The following is a 13637-nucleotide window of genomic DNA, read 5'->3' as shown; positions in this document are numbered from 1 at the left end:
GGCCGGGGTGCCCGCGCCCCTGCGGATCGGCAACGCCTCCGGTTTCTACGGCGACCGTTTCGACGCCCTGCGCGAGATGCTCACCGGCGGCCCGCTCGACGTCCTCACCGGGGACTACCTCGCCGAGCTGACCATGCTCATCCTCGGCCGCAGCCGCCTCAAGGACCCGGCGCGCGGGTACGCCTCCACGTTCCTGAGGCAGCTGGAGGAGGGCCTCGGGCTTGCCCACGAGCGGGGGGTGAGGATCGTCGCCAACGCGGGCGGCCTCAACCCCGCAGGGCTCGCCGACGCGATACGCGAACTGGCCGCGAAGGTCGGGGTTCCCGTACGGGTCGCCCATGTGGAGGGCGACAGCATTTCCGTACCGGAGGGTTTCCTCACGGCAAACGCGTATCTTGGCGGAGCAGGCATCGCGGCGTGCCTGCGGGCCGGTGCCGGGGTCGTCGTCACCGGCCGGGTGACGGACGCCGCCCTCGTCACCGGCCCAGCCGCCGCCCACTTCGGCTGGGGCCCCGATGACCGCGACGCGCTCGCCGGGGCCGTGGTCGCCGGGCACGTCCTGGAGTGCGGGACACAGGCCACCGGCGGCAACTACGCCTTCTTCCGCGACCACGACGTCCGCCGCCCCGGCTTCCCGGTGGCGGAGATCCACGCCGACGGCAGCTCCGTCATCACCAAGCACGACGGCACCGGCGGCGTCGTCGACCTCGGCACGGTCACCGCCCAGCTCCTGTACGAGACCGGCGGCGCCCGGTACGCGGGCCCCGACGTCACCGCCCGGCTCGACACCGCGACGCTGACGCAGGACGGGCCGGACCGGGTCCGGATCTCCGGCGTACGCGGCGAGGCCCCGCCGCCCGCCCTCAAGGCCGGGCTCACCCGGCTCGGCGGCTGGCGCAACGAGGTCGTCTTCGTCCTCACCGGGCTCGACGTCGAGGCCAAGGCGGCTCTCGTCCGGGACCAGTTCGCGGACGCCTTCGAGCGCGCCGGGCGCCGGCCGGAGGAGGTCCGCTGGGAGCTGGCCCGTACGGACAAACCCGACGCCGAGACCGAGGAGACCGCGAGCGCGCTGCTCCGTCTGGTTGTACGCGACCGCGAACAGGACGCCGTGGGACGGGCGTTGTCCGGTGCGGCGATCGAGCTGGCGCTCGGCAGCTACCCCGGCTTCCACGTCACCGCCCCGCCCGGAAAGGGCGCCCCCTACGGGGTGTTCGAGGCGCGGTACGTACCGGCGCGGGACGTGGAGCACGTGGCCGTACTCCCCGACGGGACGCGGCAGCCCGTCGCGCACCCCGCACGGACACAGGAGCTGCACGACGTCGAACAGCCGCCCTTGCCCCAGCCGTTGGAGCCGGGACCGACCCGCCGCGCCCCCCTCGGCCGTATCGCCGGCGCACGCAGCGGCGACAAGGGTGGGGACGCCAACGTCGGCGTCTGGGTCCGGGACGAGGACGCGTGGCGGTGGCTGGCGCACGAGCTGACCGTCGAGCGGTTGCGCGCACTCCTCCCGGAGACCGCCGACCTCACCGTCGTACGCCATGTCCTGCCGAACCTGCGGGCGTTGAACTTCATCGTCCACGGGCTGCTCGGCGAGGGCGTCGCCGCGCAGCACCGCTTCGACCCGCAGGCCAAGGCGCTGGGGGAGTGGCTGCGCTCCCGCCACCTGGAGATACCCGTCACCCTTCTGGAGGTGCCCGCATGACCGTCCTGCCCACCGGGCTCGACACCGCGAGCCCCGACTACGCGGCCAACCGGACCGCCATGCTGGACAAGCTCGCCGAGCTGGAGGCCGCGCACGCCAAGGCGCTGGAGGGCGGCGGCGAGAAGTACACCGAGCGGCACCGGGGGCGCGGCAAGCTGCTCGCCCGCGAGCGCATCGAGCTGCTGGTCGACCCGGACACGCCGTTCCTGGAGCTGTCGCCGCTGGCCGCCTGGGGCAGCGAGTACGCGGTCGGCGCTTCGCTCGTCACCGGAATCGGGGTGGTGGAGGGCGTCGAGTGCCTGATCACCGCCAACGACCCGACCGTGCGCGGCGGCGCCTCCAACCCGTGGACGCTGAAGAAGGCGCTGCGGGCCAACGAGATCGCCTTCGCCAACCGGCTGCCGTGCATCAGCCTCGTGGAGTCCGGGGGCGCCGACCTGCCGTCCCAGAAGGAGATCTTCATCCCGGGCGGGGCGCTCTTCCGGGACATCACCCGGCTCTCCGCCGCCGGCATCCCGACCGTGGCCGTGGTCTTCGGCAACTCGACCGCCGGAGGCGCGTACGTCCCCGGCATGTCCGACCACACGGTCATGATCCAGGAACGGTCCAAGGTCTTCCTCGGCGGACCGCCGCTGGTGAAGATGGCGACCGGCGAGGAGAGCGACGACGAATCGCTCGGCGGCGCCGCGATGCACGCCCGTACGTCCGGGCTCGCCGACCACTTCGCCGTCGACGAGCACGACGCCCTGCGTCAGGCCCGCCGCATCGTCGCCCGCCTCAACTGGCGCAAGGCGCACGCCGATCCGGCCCCCGCCGAGCCGCCGAAGTACGACGAGGACGAGCTGATCGGGATCGTGCCCGGCGACCTCAAGGTCCCCTTCGACCCGCGCGAGGTGATCGCACGGCTGGTCGACGGCTCGGACTTCGACGCCTTCAAACCGCTGTACGGGACGAGTCTGGTCACCGGCTGGGCGCGGCTGCACGGCTACCCGGTCGGCATCCTCGCCAACGCGCAGGGCGTGCTGTTCAGCGAGGAGTCGCAGAAGGCCGCCCAGTTCATCCAGCTCGCCAACCAGCGCGACATCCCGCTGCTCTTCCTCCACAACACCACCGGTTACATGGTCGGCAAGGAGTACGAGCAGGGCGGAATCATCAAGCACGGCGCGATGATGATCAACGCGGTGTCGAACTCCAGGGTCCCGCACCTCTCGGTCCTGATGGGCGCCTCGTACGGGGCCGGGCACTACGGGATGTGCGGCAGGGCGTACGACCCGCGCTTCCTCTTCGCCTGGCCCGGCAGCAAGTCCGCCGTCATGGGCCCGCAGCAGCTCGCAGGGGTGCTCTCCATCGTCGCCCGCGCCTCCGCCGCCGCGAAGGGGCGCCCGTACGACGACGAGGCGGACGCCGCCCTGCGCGCCATGGTCGAGCAGCAGATCGAATCCGAGTCCCTGCCGATGTTCCTGTCCGGGCGGCTGTACGACGACGGGGTCATCGACCCGCGCGACACCCGGACCGTCCTCGGCATGTGCCTGTCCGCCATCCACACCGCACCGGTCGAGGGCGCCCGCGGCGGCTTCGGCGTCTTCCGGATGTGAGGAGTGAAGTGATCACCAGCCTGCTCGTCGCCAACCGGGGCGAGATCGCCTGCCGGATCTTCCGCACCTGCCGGGCCCTCGGCATCGCCACCGTCGCCGTGTACTCGGACGCGGACGCCGGCGCGCTGCACGTCCGGGAGGCCGACACCGCCGTCCGGCTGCCGGGCGCGGCCCCCGCCGACACGTATCTGCGCGGCGACCGCGTCGTGGCCGCCGCGCTAGCGGCCGGGGCGGACGCCGTGCACCCCGGTTACGGCTTCCTCTCCGAGAACGCGGACTTCGCCACAGCCGTGCAGGACGCCGGGCTGCGGTGGATCGGGCCGCCGGTCAAGGCCATCGAGCTGATGGCGTCCAAGACCCGCGCCAAGGAGCTGATGGCCGCCGCCGGGGTGCCGCTCCTCGCGCCCGTGGACCCGGCCGCCGCGACCGCCGACGACCTGCCGCTGCTCCTGAAGGCGGCGGCCGGGGGCGGCGGGCGCGGGATGCGGATCGTACGGGAACTAGGCGACCTGGCCGGTGAGTTGACCGCCGCCGCGGCCGAGGCGCTGTCCGCGTTCGGGGACGGCGAGGTGTTCGCCGAGCCGTACGTGGAGCGCGGCCGGCACGTCGAGGTCCAGATCATGGCCGACGAGCACGACGGGGTCTGGGCGCTCGGGACCCGCGACTGCTCGCTCCAGCGGCGCCACCAGAAGGTCATCGAGGAGGCGCCCGCGCCCGGCCTGCCCGACGGGCTGCGGGAGCGGCTGCACGAGGCGGCGGTGGCCGCCGCGCGCGCCGTGGGCTACCGGGGCGCGGGGACCGTCGAGTTCCTGGTCGCGGCCGACGGGCGGCCGTACTTCCTGGAGATGAACACCCGCCTCCAGGTCGAACACCCCGTCACCGAGGCGGTGTTCGGGCTCGATTTGGTCGCGCTCCAGCTCCGGACCGCGGAGGGCGAGCCACTGCCGTCCGCCGAGCCCCCGGCCCCGGCCGGGCACGCCGTGGAGGCCCGGCTGTACGCGGAGGACCCGGCGCGTGACTGGCAGCCGCAGACCGGAGCACTGCTCTCGCTGGAGGTGCCGGACGAGCCGGGCGTCCGCCTGGACACCGGGTACACGGGCGGGGACACGATCGGCGTCCACTACGACCCGATGCTCGCCAAGGTCATCGCCCACGCCCCGACCCGGACCGAGGCGGTGCGGCTCCTCGCCCGCGCCCTGGAGCGGGCGCGCGTCCACGGCCCGGTGACCAACCGGGACCTCCTCGTCCGGTCGTTGCGGCACCCGGACTTCTTGGGCGCCCGCCTGGACACCGGGTTCTACGAGCGGCACCTGGCGGAGCTGACGGCCCCGGCGGACGAAGCGGCGGTCCGGATCGCGGCCACCGCGGCGGCCGTCGTGGAGGCGGCCCGTAACACCGTCGGGAAGACCGCCGGCGGGTTCGCCCGCTTCGGCGCCTGGCGCAACCTGCCCTCGCAGCCCCAGATCCGCCGGTACCGCAGCGAACCGGACGGCCGCGAGTACGAGATCAGCTACCGCCCCACCCGCGACGGCCTGGTGGTCGGCACGGAGGGTGTCCGCGTGGTCTCCGCCGGGCGCGTCCGCGCCACCCTCGACACCGAGGGCGTGACGGCCCCCTTCCACGTGGCCGTCCACGACGGCAAGGCGTACGTGGACACCGCCTCCGGCGCGTACACCTTCACCGCCCTGCCCCGCTTCACCGACCCCGCCGACCGCACCGAACCCGGCTCCCTGCTCGCCCCCATGCCCGGCACGGTCGTCCGCCTCGCGGACGGCCTCGCGGAGGGGGCCGCCGTCGAGGCCGGACAGCCGCTGATCTGGCTGGAGGCGATGAAGATGGAGCACCGCATCCTCGCCCCCGCCTCCGGCACGCTCACCGCCCTGCACGTCGCGCCCGGCCTCCAGGTGGAGGTCGGCGCCCTGCTCGCCGTAGTCACCGAACCCACCACGGACCCTTCTGAGGAGCAGCCCGCATGAGCACCGTCCTCGAAACCGAAGAGCACCAGGCCCTGCGCGCCGCCGTCGCCGCCCTCGGGAAGCGGTACGGACGCGAGTACATGCAGTCCCTCGTCAGCGAGGGCGCCCACCCCCGCGAGCTGTGGGCGGAGGCCGCGAAGGCGGGCTTCCTCGGCGTCAACCTCCCCGAGGAGTACGGCGGCGGGGGCGCCGGGATGGCGGAACTCTCCATCGTCCTTGAGGAGTTGGGCGCGTCCGGCTCCCCGCTCCTCATGATGATCGTGTCGCCTGCGATCTGCGGCACGGTGATCGCCCGCTTCGGCACTCAGGAGCAGAAGCGGCAGTGGCTCCCGGGCCTCGCCGACGGCTCCCTCACCATGGCGTTCGGCATCACCGAGCCGGACGCCGGCTCCAACTCGCACCGCATCACGACCACGGCTCGCCGCGACGGCGGGGACTGGCTGCTCACCGGCCGCAAGGTCTTCGTCTCCGGCGTCGACATCGCGGACGCCACGCTTATCGTCGGCCGCACGGAGGACGCGAGGACCGGCAAGCTCAAGGCCTGCCTGTTCATCGTCCCGCGCGAGACGCCCGGCTTCCGGCGGAACCGGATCGACATGGAGGTCCACGCCCCGGAGAAGCAGTTCGAACTCGTGCTGGACGACGTGCGGCTGCCCGCTGATGCGCTGGTGGGCGATGAGGACGCGGGGCTGCTCCAGCTGTTCGCCGGGCTCAACCCCGAACGCATCATGACCGCCGCCTTCGGTATCGGCATGGGCCGTTACGCGCTGAGCCGGGCCGTCGACTACGCGAAGACCCGCCAGGTCTGGAAGGAGCCCATCGGCGCCCACCAGGCCATCGCCCACCCGCTGGCCCAGGCCCACATCGAACTCGAACTGGCCCGCCTGATGATGCAGAAGGCTGCCCGCCTGTACGACGCGGGCGACGACCTCGGCGCGGGCGAGGCGGCGAACATGGCGAAGTACGCGGCGGGCGAGGCGTGCGTGAAGGCGGTGGACCAGGCGGTGCACACGCTGGGCGGCAACGGCCTGACCCGCGAGTACGGGCTCGCCTCGCTGATCACGGGGGCGCGGGTGGCCCGGATCGCCCCCGTCAGCCGGGAAATGATCCTGAACTACATATCCCACCAGACCCTGGGACTCCCCAAGTCGTACTGACCGGGTCACTGTTGTACGGGCGGCGGCGTCCTGCCGCCGCCCCACCCCAGCGCACCGAAGGGACCGAGATGGCGCACGTGTTCCGCAGCGACTACCCCGACGTCCAGCCCCTCGACACCGCCATCCACGACGCGGTGCTCGGGCACGCCACCGAGCGGTTCGGGGAGACCGTCGCCCTGGTCGACGGCACGAACGACAGCAGCCGCCTCACCTACGCCCAGCTCGACGCCTTCCACCGCAGGATCGCCGCCGGATTCGCCGCCGCCGGGCTCGTCAAGGGCGACGTGCTCGCCCTGCACAGCCCCAACACCATCGCGTACCCGGCCGTCTTCTACGCCGCCACCCGGGCCGGCGCCACGGTCACGACCGTGCACCCGCTGGCCACGGCGGAGGAGTTCGCCAAGCAGCTCCGCGACTCCTCCGCGCGCTGGGTCGTCACCGTGTCCCCGCTGCTCGCGGTCGCCCGCCGGGCCGCCGAACTCGTGGGCGGCGTCGAGGAGATCTTCGTCTGCGACCACGCGGAGGGGCACGCCTCCGTCCTCGACATGCTCACCACGAGCGCCCCGGAACCGATGGTCGCCGTCGACCCGGCCGAGGACGTCGCGGCACTCCCGTACTCCTCCGGCACCACCGGCGCCCCGAAGGGCGTCATGCTCACGCACCGCTCGATGGCGACCAACCTGGAGCAGCTGAGCCCGTTCGTTCCGCTGGGCGAGGGGCATCGCATTCTGGCGGTCCTCCCGTTCTTCCACATCTACGGTTTGACGGCCCTGATGAACGCCCCGCTGCGCACCGGCGCCACGGTCGTCGTCCTGCCGCGCTTCGACCTCGCCCAGTTCCTGGCGGCGATCGAGACGCACCGCATCAACGGCCTGTACGTGGCCCCGCCGATCGTCCTGGCCCTCGCCAAGCACCCGGTGGTCGACCGCTACGACCTGTCCTCGCTGGAGTACATCGTCAGCGCCGCCGCCCCGCTCGACGCGGACCTGGCCGCCGCCTGCTCCCGCCGCCTCGGACTGCCGCCGGTCCGCCAGGCGTACGGCATGACGGAGCTGTCCCCGGGCACCCACGTCGTCCCGCTGGCCGCCGAGAACCCGCCGCCCGGGGCCGTCGGCACGCTCCTCCCGAGCACCGAGATGCGCATCGTGTCGCTGGAGGACCCGTCCGCCGACGCCCCGGCCGGGGAGCCCGGCGAGATCCTGATCCGGGGCCCCCAGGTCATGAAGGGCTACCTCGGCCGCCCCGACGCCACCGCCGCGATGATCGACCCCGACGGCTGGGTGCACACCGGCGACATCGGCCGGGTCGACGAGGACGGCTGGCTCTTCGTCGTCGACCGCGTCAAGGAGCTCATCAAGTACAAGGGCTACCAGGTGGCCCCCGCGGAGCTGGAGGCGCTGCTGCTCGGCCACGACGCGGTGGCGGACGCGGCGGTGATCGGCGTGTACGACCCCGACGGCAACGAGATCCCGAAGGCCTACGTGGTCCGGAGCCCGGGCGCCGACCTGACGGTGGACGCCCTGATGGCCTGGGTGGCGGAGCGGGTGGCCCCGTACAAGAAGGTGCGGAGCGTGGAGTTCACGGACGCGGTGCCCCGGGCGGCGTCGGGCAAGATCCTGCGCCGGGAGCTGCGGGACCGGGAGGCGGGGAAGGGCTGACGCCGGGGCGATGGGCGGACGCGCGGTCCCCTCCCCCGGTCCGGGTGGCCGAGGGAGAACCCGGCGAGGACACGATCACCGTGCCGGCCGGGATCCCGGCCGCCGGGGATGCGGGTGACCTGCCTACGGCCGAGGTGCCCGGCGTCCCGCTGGCGGCCACGATCATCCAGCACGGGCCGACGGACGGCGTCACGGCCGATGACCGAGCTCCTGCGCCGGTTTGCCCCGAGCTACGAGCGGCTGCGTACGGCACTCGCGTCCGAGACCGGCTGGCGGTTCCCGGACCCCGGCGTCCTCGCCGGGATCGTTCTACGCGACGGCACTCCGGATGCCGAGGGCGATCAGGACCGCCGAGGTGGTCCTGATCGCCGTCCGCCTGAAGCGGGGGGTGCGCAGGGCGTGCGAGGCGCGCAGGACGAGGAGGGTCCAGGCGGTCAGCCAGAGCGCGATCAGCAGCGCGTGGGCGGTGGCCAGGGTGAGGAGCTGGCCGCCGATGGGCCGATCGGGCTCGACGAACTGGGGGACCAGGGTCAGGTAGACGGACGCGGCCTTCGGGTTGAGGACGTTGGCCAGCAGCGCCTGGGCGTACACGGAGTCCGTGCCCCTCGGCCGGGACCGGCGGCGCGGGGCGGGTTCCGCGTGCGCCGAGGCGGAACGCCAGGTCCACAGGCCCAGGCCGATGAGGTAGACCGCGCCGACGAGCCTGACGACCGCGAAGGCCACGCTGGAGTGCATGACCAGGGCCGACAGACCGGCCACGGCGAGCGCGGCGTGGACGTACAGGCCGGTGACGGTACCGAGTACGACGGGAAGCGCCCGACGGCGGCCGCCGTCGGTGACGTGCTGGACCAGCAGGGCCAGGCCGGCTCCGGGGTGGCGATCAGGGGAAGGACCGCCACCAGGAACCCGGCGACGCCGACGGGGCGGACCACGGGGATCAGAGCACGACCCGGTAGTGGGTGGTCAGGCGGTGGTCGTCGGACAGCACGTGGAACGCGAGACCGGGCGGCTGGTCGCGGTCCGCGGGCTCGGAGCCCTCCCAGGGCAGGCGCATGGTCCAGGTGACCGCCGGCCCGACGATCAGCGGCCGCCCGGCGAAGGCGGACACGGCCGCGGTGTGGGCGTGTCCCGTCAGGACGGCGACGACCTGCGGGTGTGCGGCGAGGAGGCCGGCCAGGTCCTCCGGGTTTTCGAGCATGCAGGAGTCGGGCAGCGGGTGGTGGAGCTCGACCGGCGGCTGGTGGAAGGCGATCAGCGCGGGGGCGTCCCGCGGCAGCTCGGTGAGCGTGCGGTCGATCCAGGCCAGCGTCCCGGCGTCGAGGCGCCCCTCGTTGCGGCCCGGGAGGGTGGCGTCGCACATGAGGACGGTGGTGCCGCCGATGCGATGGACCCGGTTGACGGGGCCGTCGCCGGGCGCCTCCCCGAGGAGGGCCTTGCGGTACGCCGGTCGGGCGTCGTGGTTGCCGGGGCACGTCAGTACGGGGAAGGGGGCGGCCAGGATCCGGGCCGCTTCCTCGTACTCGGCCTCCGTGCCGTGGTCGGCGATGTCCCCGGTGACCAGGAGCGCGTCGACCGGTCGGGGGAGGGCGCGCAGGTGGTCCATGACGCGGGTGGCGCGGCGGGTCGCCCGCGTACTGCCGTCCAGGTGCAGGTCACTGATCTGTGCGAGCAGGGTCATGCGCAGTCGCCTCCCGGGCGGGCCACAAGATCTAACGGAAGTTTCGTCTTTTGCCGTTAGGGACTTTAGGGTGCGCGCAGAGGTGCGTTCAAGTGGGCGGTGACCGGAAACCGGGAGAGGAAGGGGCGCCAAGTGGAGCGTTGGCCGGCGCTGGAACTGGCGAGCACGATCCGCCACGACGGGGACGGCGGAGTCGCCGACGACCTCGCCACGGTCCAGGGCGCGACGCGGTGGCTCCAGGACCAGGAGGAGCTGCCGGCCGGTGGCCTCGTGGCGGACGAACAGCTCCGCCTCGACCTCGTCGGGCTCCGGCAGGCGGTCCGCGCCCTGCTCGCCCGAGCGGTCAGCCCTGCCCCTCCCAGCCCGGCGGACGCCCACCGCCTGATGGCCGCCGACGAGGCGGTGGCCCGCCTCAACACGGCCGCGGCGCGCGAACCCGTCGCCCCGCAGCTCGACTGGCCCGACGGCGGGACCCCCGCCGCCGGGCTGCTGTCCGCGGAGGACGATCCGCGCGTCCGGCTGCTCGCGGCCCTGGCCCGAGCCGCCATCGACTTCCTCACCGGCCCGCAGCGCGCGCAACTGCGCTCCTGCACCGCGCCCCGCTGCGTGCGCTACTTCGTCAAGACCCACGGCCGCCAGGAGTGGTGCAAACCGTCCTGCGGCAACCGCGCCCGGGCGGCCCGCCACTACCGGCGCCGGCACGCGGCGGGCGAGGACGCCCCGGCCTGACGGCCACGGCCACGGGGACGTCCGGAGCGGGCGGCGGGCGGTCGCGGCCCGGGAGGCGTCGTGGCGCGGACCGCGTGCGGCCGTTCCGCCGGCGGTGAACCCCGGCCCGCTCGGGCCCGCCGCCCACTACCGTCCGGTCCCATGACGACGCTCACCACGCGCACGGTCGAGTACCAGGCCGACGGTCTGACGATGGTCGGGCACCTCGCCCTCCCGGCCGGTACCGGCCGTCGGCCCGCCGTGCTGCTCGGACCGGAGGGCATGGGGCTCAGCGACGTCGAGCGCCGCCGGGCCGACGCGCTGGCCGAACTCGGTTACGTCACGCTGGCCTTCGACCTCCACGGAGGACGCTACCTGGGCGAACCGGAGGAGATGCTGGCCCGTTGCCTCCCGCTGCTCGACGACCCCGACCGGATGCGGGGCATCGGCCACGCGGCGCTCGACGTGCTGCGCGCCGAACCGAGGACCGACCCCGACCGGATCGCCGCCGTCGGCTACGGCACCGGCGGCATCATCGCGCTGGAACTCGGGCGCGACGGTGCCGACCTGCGTGCGATCGGAACCGTCAACGGACTGAACACCGGCCGGCCGGGCGAGGCCGCGCGCATCCGCTGCCCGGTGTGGGCCGGGGTCGGGTCGGAGGACCCGATCATGGCGCCCGCGCAACGGGACGCGTTCACGGCCGAGATGCGGTCCGCGGGCGTCGACTGGCGCTTCGTGGTCTACGGCGGCGCCCTGCACGCCTTCCACCACCCGCCGGTCGACCACGCCGCGCCCCCCGGAGTCGGCCACCATCCACGGCACGCGCGACGGGCCTGGCACGATGTCGTCGGCCTGCTCGCCGAGTGCCTGCCCGCCCAGGGGGACCGGAAATAAATCGGTGCCGGGGTTCCGGTTGCGTCACTACAGTGCGCCCGTGGACACAGAGATCACGTACGAACTCTTCGGGCCCGCCCACGCGGACGAGCTGGTCGCCTTCCTCTCCGGTGACACCTGGCCGTTCCACGGCCGTGACACCGTCGAACCGGACGAGGCCCGGCGGTGGATCGACGAGGGCCGCTTCGGGGGCGACGACAACCGGTCGTTCTGGATCACGCGGGCCGGTGAACACGCCGGCTTCGTACGCCTCATGGACCTGTGCGACAACGCGCCCCTCTTCGATCTGCGCATCCGCTCCGGGCACCGGGGGAGCGGTCTCGGCGCGCAGTCCCTGACCTGGCTCACGCGGTACGTGTTCGAGGAGTTCCCGAAGGTCCGCCGGGTCGAGGGCAACACGCGGCAGGACAACGCGGCGATGCGGCGTACGTTCCGCCGGTGCGGATACGTGCAGGAGGCGCACTACCGCGAGGCGTGGCCGTCCGCCGACGGCACCGTCCACGACTCCGTGGGGTACGCGATCCTGCGCCGCGACTGGGAGTCGGGCACCACGACGGTCCCGGACTGGGACGACGAGCGCGGCACGGGGCGCTGACGGGGCCCGCCACCGGGCGGACGCGGTGTGGCGCACGGGCCGAAGCACTCCGGAGAGGCTTCGGCCCGTGCGGCGCCCGTCAGAACTTCGACGGCACGTACGAGTAGCAGTAGTTCTTGCCGCCGTAGTACTGGTCGCCCTCCACCAGCAGGTAACCGCCGGTCCCCTTCCCCACGATGCCGTCCACGGTGAGACCGAAGAGGGACGGGGCGGTGCGCTGGTACCACTGCACCCAGGCACGGGTGTTGGGACCCCAGACACCGTCCTCGGACAGCGGGCGGCCATAGCCCTGGTCGGAGGCGACGTCGTTCAGGAGGTGCTGGACGCACCACACACCGTGGGTGTTGTTGGCGTAGCCGTCGCCGATGTAGCCGGCGGTGGTGGACGCCTGGGCCTGGGTGACCGTGCCGACGGTTAGGAGCGCGAGCCCGGCGGTCACGCCCGCCATCTTCGCGAGGACACCGCTGCGTCGGCCCTTGCCGGTCTTGGTAGCCATGGAGACTGTGGTCCCTTCGTCGTTCGGTCCCGACGGCGGCATGGGCCCCCGTCGGGATCCAGACTCGCCCGGGCGGCCCCCGCGCACTATCCGCTTCGGGGGCGGGAGCCGGCCGCGTTTGCGGATAGTCAGCGCCGCCCCTTCGCCGTATCCGACGGCAGCCGCCCGTACACCCGCCGGTAGTCCGCGCTGAAGCGGCCGAGGTGCGTGAAGCCCCAACGGCAGGCGACCTCGGTGACCGATCCGGTGGCGCGGCCCGCGGCGAGGGCCGTCAGGTCGTGGTGGACGCGGTCGAGCCGGACCCTGCGCAGGTACGCCAGGGGCGTGGTGTCCAGGTGCGTACGGAAGCCCTCGCGCAGCGTCCGTACGCCCACGCGCGCGGCCTGCGCGATGTCGGAGACCGAGACGGGCTCGTGGGCGTGGTCCGCGCAGTACTCCGTCGCCCGGCGCAGGGCGCTCGGCAGCATCGTGGTGCCGAGGCCGGGCACCTCGTCGTTCCAGGAATGGACGTGTACGTCGAGCAGGGTGTCGACCAGGAGGCGTTCGAAGTGCCGTACGCCCGGGCCGGGCCGGAGCGCCAGCGGCGAAAGCAGGAACTGCCGGAAAGCGCCGACGAGCGCCAGCCAGGAGCGTACGGCCGGGTCCGCCCGGTCCAGATGCGGCCGGCGGAAGCGCAGTGGCTCCCGCGGTACGTCGCCGAGGCGCACCGAGGTCACCTCGTCGACGACGGCCCGGGACATGGCGAGCGACCCGTTGACCGCCCGGTGGTCCCAGTCCATGGAGACCACGTCCCCCGGCCCCGCCACGCACAACGGGGACGGCAGGGCGGTGCCGTTGACGACCAGCAGCCCCGCGCCCGCCTGCGGCAGGACGACGTTGTAGAAGTCGGGCAGCTCCTGCACCAGCAGCCGCACCGGGGCGCCGTAGACAAGGTCGTACAGCCCCACGGCCCCCTCGTGGAAGGCGCGGAACCTGCTCGGCGTCCGCTGCGCCCCCAGCACGGTCAGCCGGTGCGGGGACAGCCGCCCTCCGACGACCTGGCGCATCTCCTCGATGTCCCGTCCCTCGTAGATCCGCACCGGCTCCGCTCTGCCGTTCCCCTGTTCCAGCGTGTCGACCGTCATCGCCAGCCCCCGTTGCCGTACCGCTCCCCGACGCCCCGCCCGTGCGGAGCC

General features: G+C 73.4%; 11 protein-coding genes and 1 pseudogene. 8 read left to right on the top strand and 4 right to left on the bottom strand.

Annotated features, from left to right (window positions below; all coding sequences use genetic code 11):
- Positions 1–7: 7 nt before the first annotated feature.
- The 5 genes from BLW14_RS13540 (at position 8) to BLW14_RS13520 (ending at position 8088) form a co-directional block, all read left to right on the top strand.
- Positions 8–1702: an acyclic terpene utilization AtuA family protein gene (locus BLW14_RS13540; protein ID WP_093710718.1), complete on the top strand. Its 1695-nt coding sequence runs from the start codon at positions 8–10 to the stop codon at positions 1700–1702.
- Positions 1699–3297 (top strand): acyl-CoA carboxylase subunit beta, encoded by a 1599-nt coding sequence (locus BLW14_RS13535; RefSeq protein ID WP_093707458.1) that lies wholly within the window; start codon positions 1699–1701, stop codon positions 3295–3297. The genes BLW14_RS13540 and BLW14_RS13535 overlap by 4 nt, the downstream gene beginning before the upstream one ends.
- 8 nt (positions 3298–3305) lie before the next feature.
- Positions 3306–5273, top strand: a complete 1968-nt coding sequence (locus BLW14_RS13530) for an ATP-binding protein (protein ID WP_093707456.1) — start codon at positions 3306–3308, stop codon at positions 5271–5273.
- Positions 5270–6430: an acyl-CoA dehydrogenase family protein gene (locus BLW14_RS13525; RefSeq protein WP_093707454.1), complete on the top strand. Its 1161-nt coding sequence runs from the start codon at positions 5270–5272 to the stop codon at positions 6428–6430. Before BLW14_RS13530 ends, BLW14_RS13525 begins: the two co-directional genes overlap by 4 nt.
- A gap of 68 nt (positions 6431–6498) precedes the next feature.
- On the top strand, positions 6499–8088 hold the full coding sequence (locus BLW14_RS13520; RefSeq protein ID WP_093707452.1) for a 4-coumarate--CoA ligase family protein: 1590 nt from the start codon (positions 6499–6501) through the stop codon (positions 8086–8088).
- Positions 8089–8397: 309 nt separating this feature from the next.
- Here the strand turns inward: BLW14_RS13520 and BLW14_RS13515 are convergent.
- Together BLW14_RS13515 and BLW14_RS13510 are read right to left on the bottom strand one after the other, a co-directional pair.
- Positions 8398–9020: pseudogene (locus tag BLW14_RS13515) on the bottom strand (LysE family translocator).
- Between the two features lie 5 nt (positions 9021–9025).
- Entirely contained in the window at positions 9026–9766 is a 741-nt protein-coding gene (locus BLW14_RS13510; protein ID WP_093707450.1) for a metallophosphoesterase, read from the bottom strand.
- Between the two features lie 132 nt (positions 9767–9898).
- Here BLW14_RS13510 and BLW14_RS13505 point away from each other — a divergent pair, with 132 nt between their 5' ends.
- The 3 genes from BLW14_RS13505 to BLW14_RS13495 all read left to right on the top strand — a co-directional run bounded on the left by BLW14_RS13505 (position 9899) and on the right by BLW14_RS13495 (position 11966).
- Positions 9899–10495 carry a CGNR zinc finger domain-containing protein gene (locus BLW14_RS13505; RefSeq protein ID WP_093707448.1) on the top strand — a complete coding sequence of 199 codons (597 nt, stop codon included), beginning with the start codon at positions 9899–9901 and terminating at the stop codon, positions 10493–10495.
- A 141-nt stretch (positions 10496–10636) separates the two neighbouring features.
- The gene (locus tag BLW14_RS13500) at positions 10637–11371 is read left to right on the top strand and encodes a dienelactone hydrolase family protein (protein ID WP_093707446.1); all 735 of its coding nucleotides are present in this window, start codon (positions 10637–10639) and stop codon (positions 11369–11371) included.
- A gap of 40 nt (positions 11372–11411) precedes the next feature.
- Positions 11412–11966, top strand: a complete 555-nt coding sequence (locus BLW14_RS13495) for a GNAT family N-acetyltransferase (RefSeq protein WP_256332766.1) — start codon at positions 11412–11414, stop codon at positions 11964–11966.
- 79 nt (positions 11967–12045) lie between these two features.
- Here BLW14_RS13495 and BLW14_RS13490 read toward each other — a convergent pair whose 3' ends face one another.
- Positions 12046–12462, bottom strand: coding sequence for a peptidoglycan-binding domain-containing protein (locus tag BLW14_RS13490; RefSeq protein ID WP_093707442.1), 417 nt, complete (start codon positions 12460–12462; stop codon positions 12046–12048).
- A gap of 128 nt (positions 12463–12590) precedes the next feature.
- Complete coding sequence (locus tag BLW14_RS13485) at positions 12591–13586, bottom strand: AraC family transcriptional regulator (protein ID WP_093707440.1); 996 nt, start codon at positions 13584–13586, stop codon at positions 12591–12593.
- Between the last annotated feature and the right edge of the window lie 51 nt (positions 13587–13637).

Origin of the sequence: Streptomyces sp. 2131.1 (assembly GCF_900105515.1) — a bacterium.
Classification (GTDB): domain Bacteria; phylum Actinomycetota; class Actinomycetes; order Streptomycetales; family Streptomycetaceae; genus Streptomyces; species Streptomyces drozdowiczii.
Note: the sequence above shows the minus strand (reverse complement) of the source record. Positions and strands in the feature narration are given on the sequence as shown.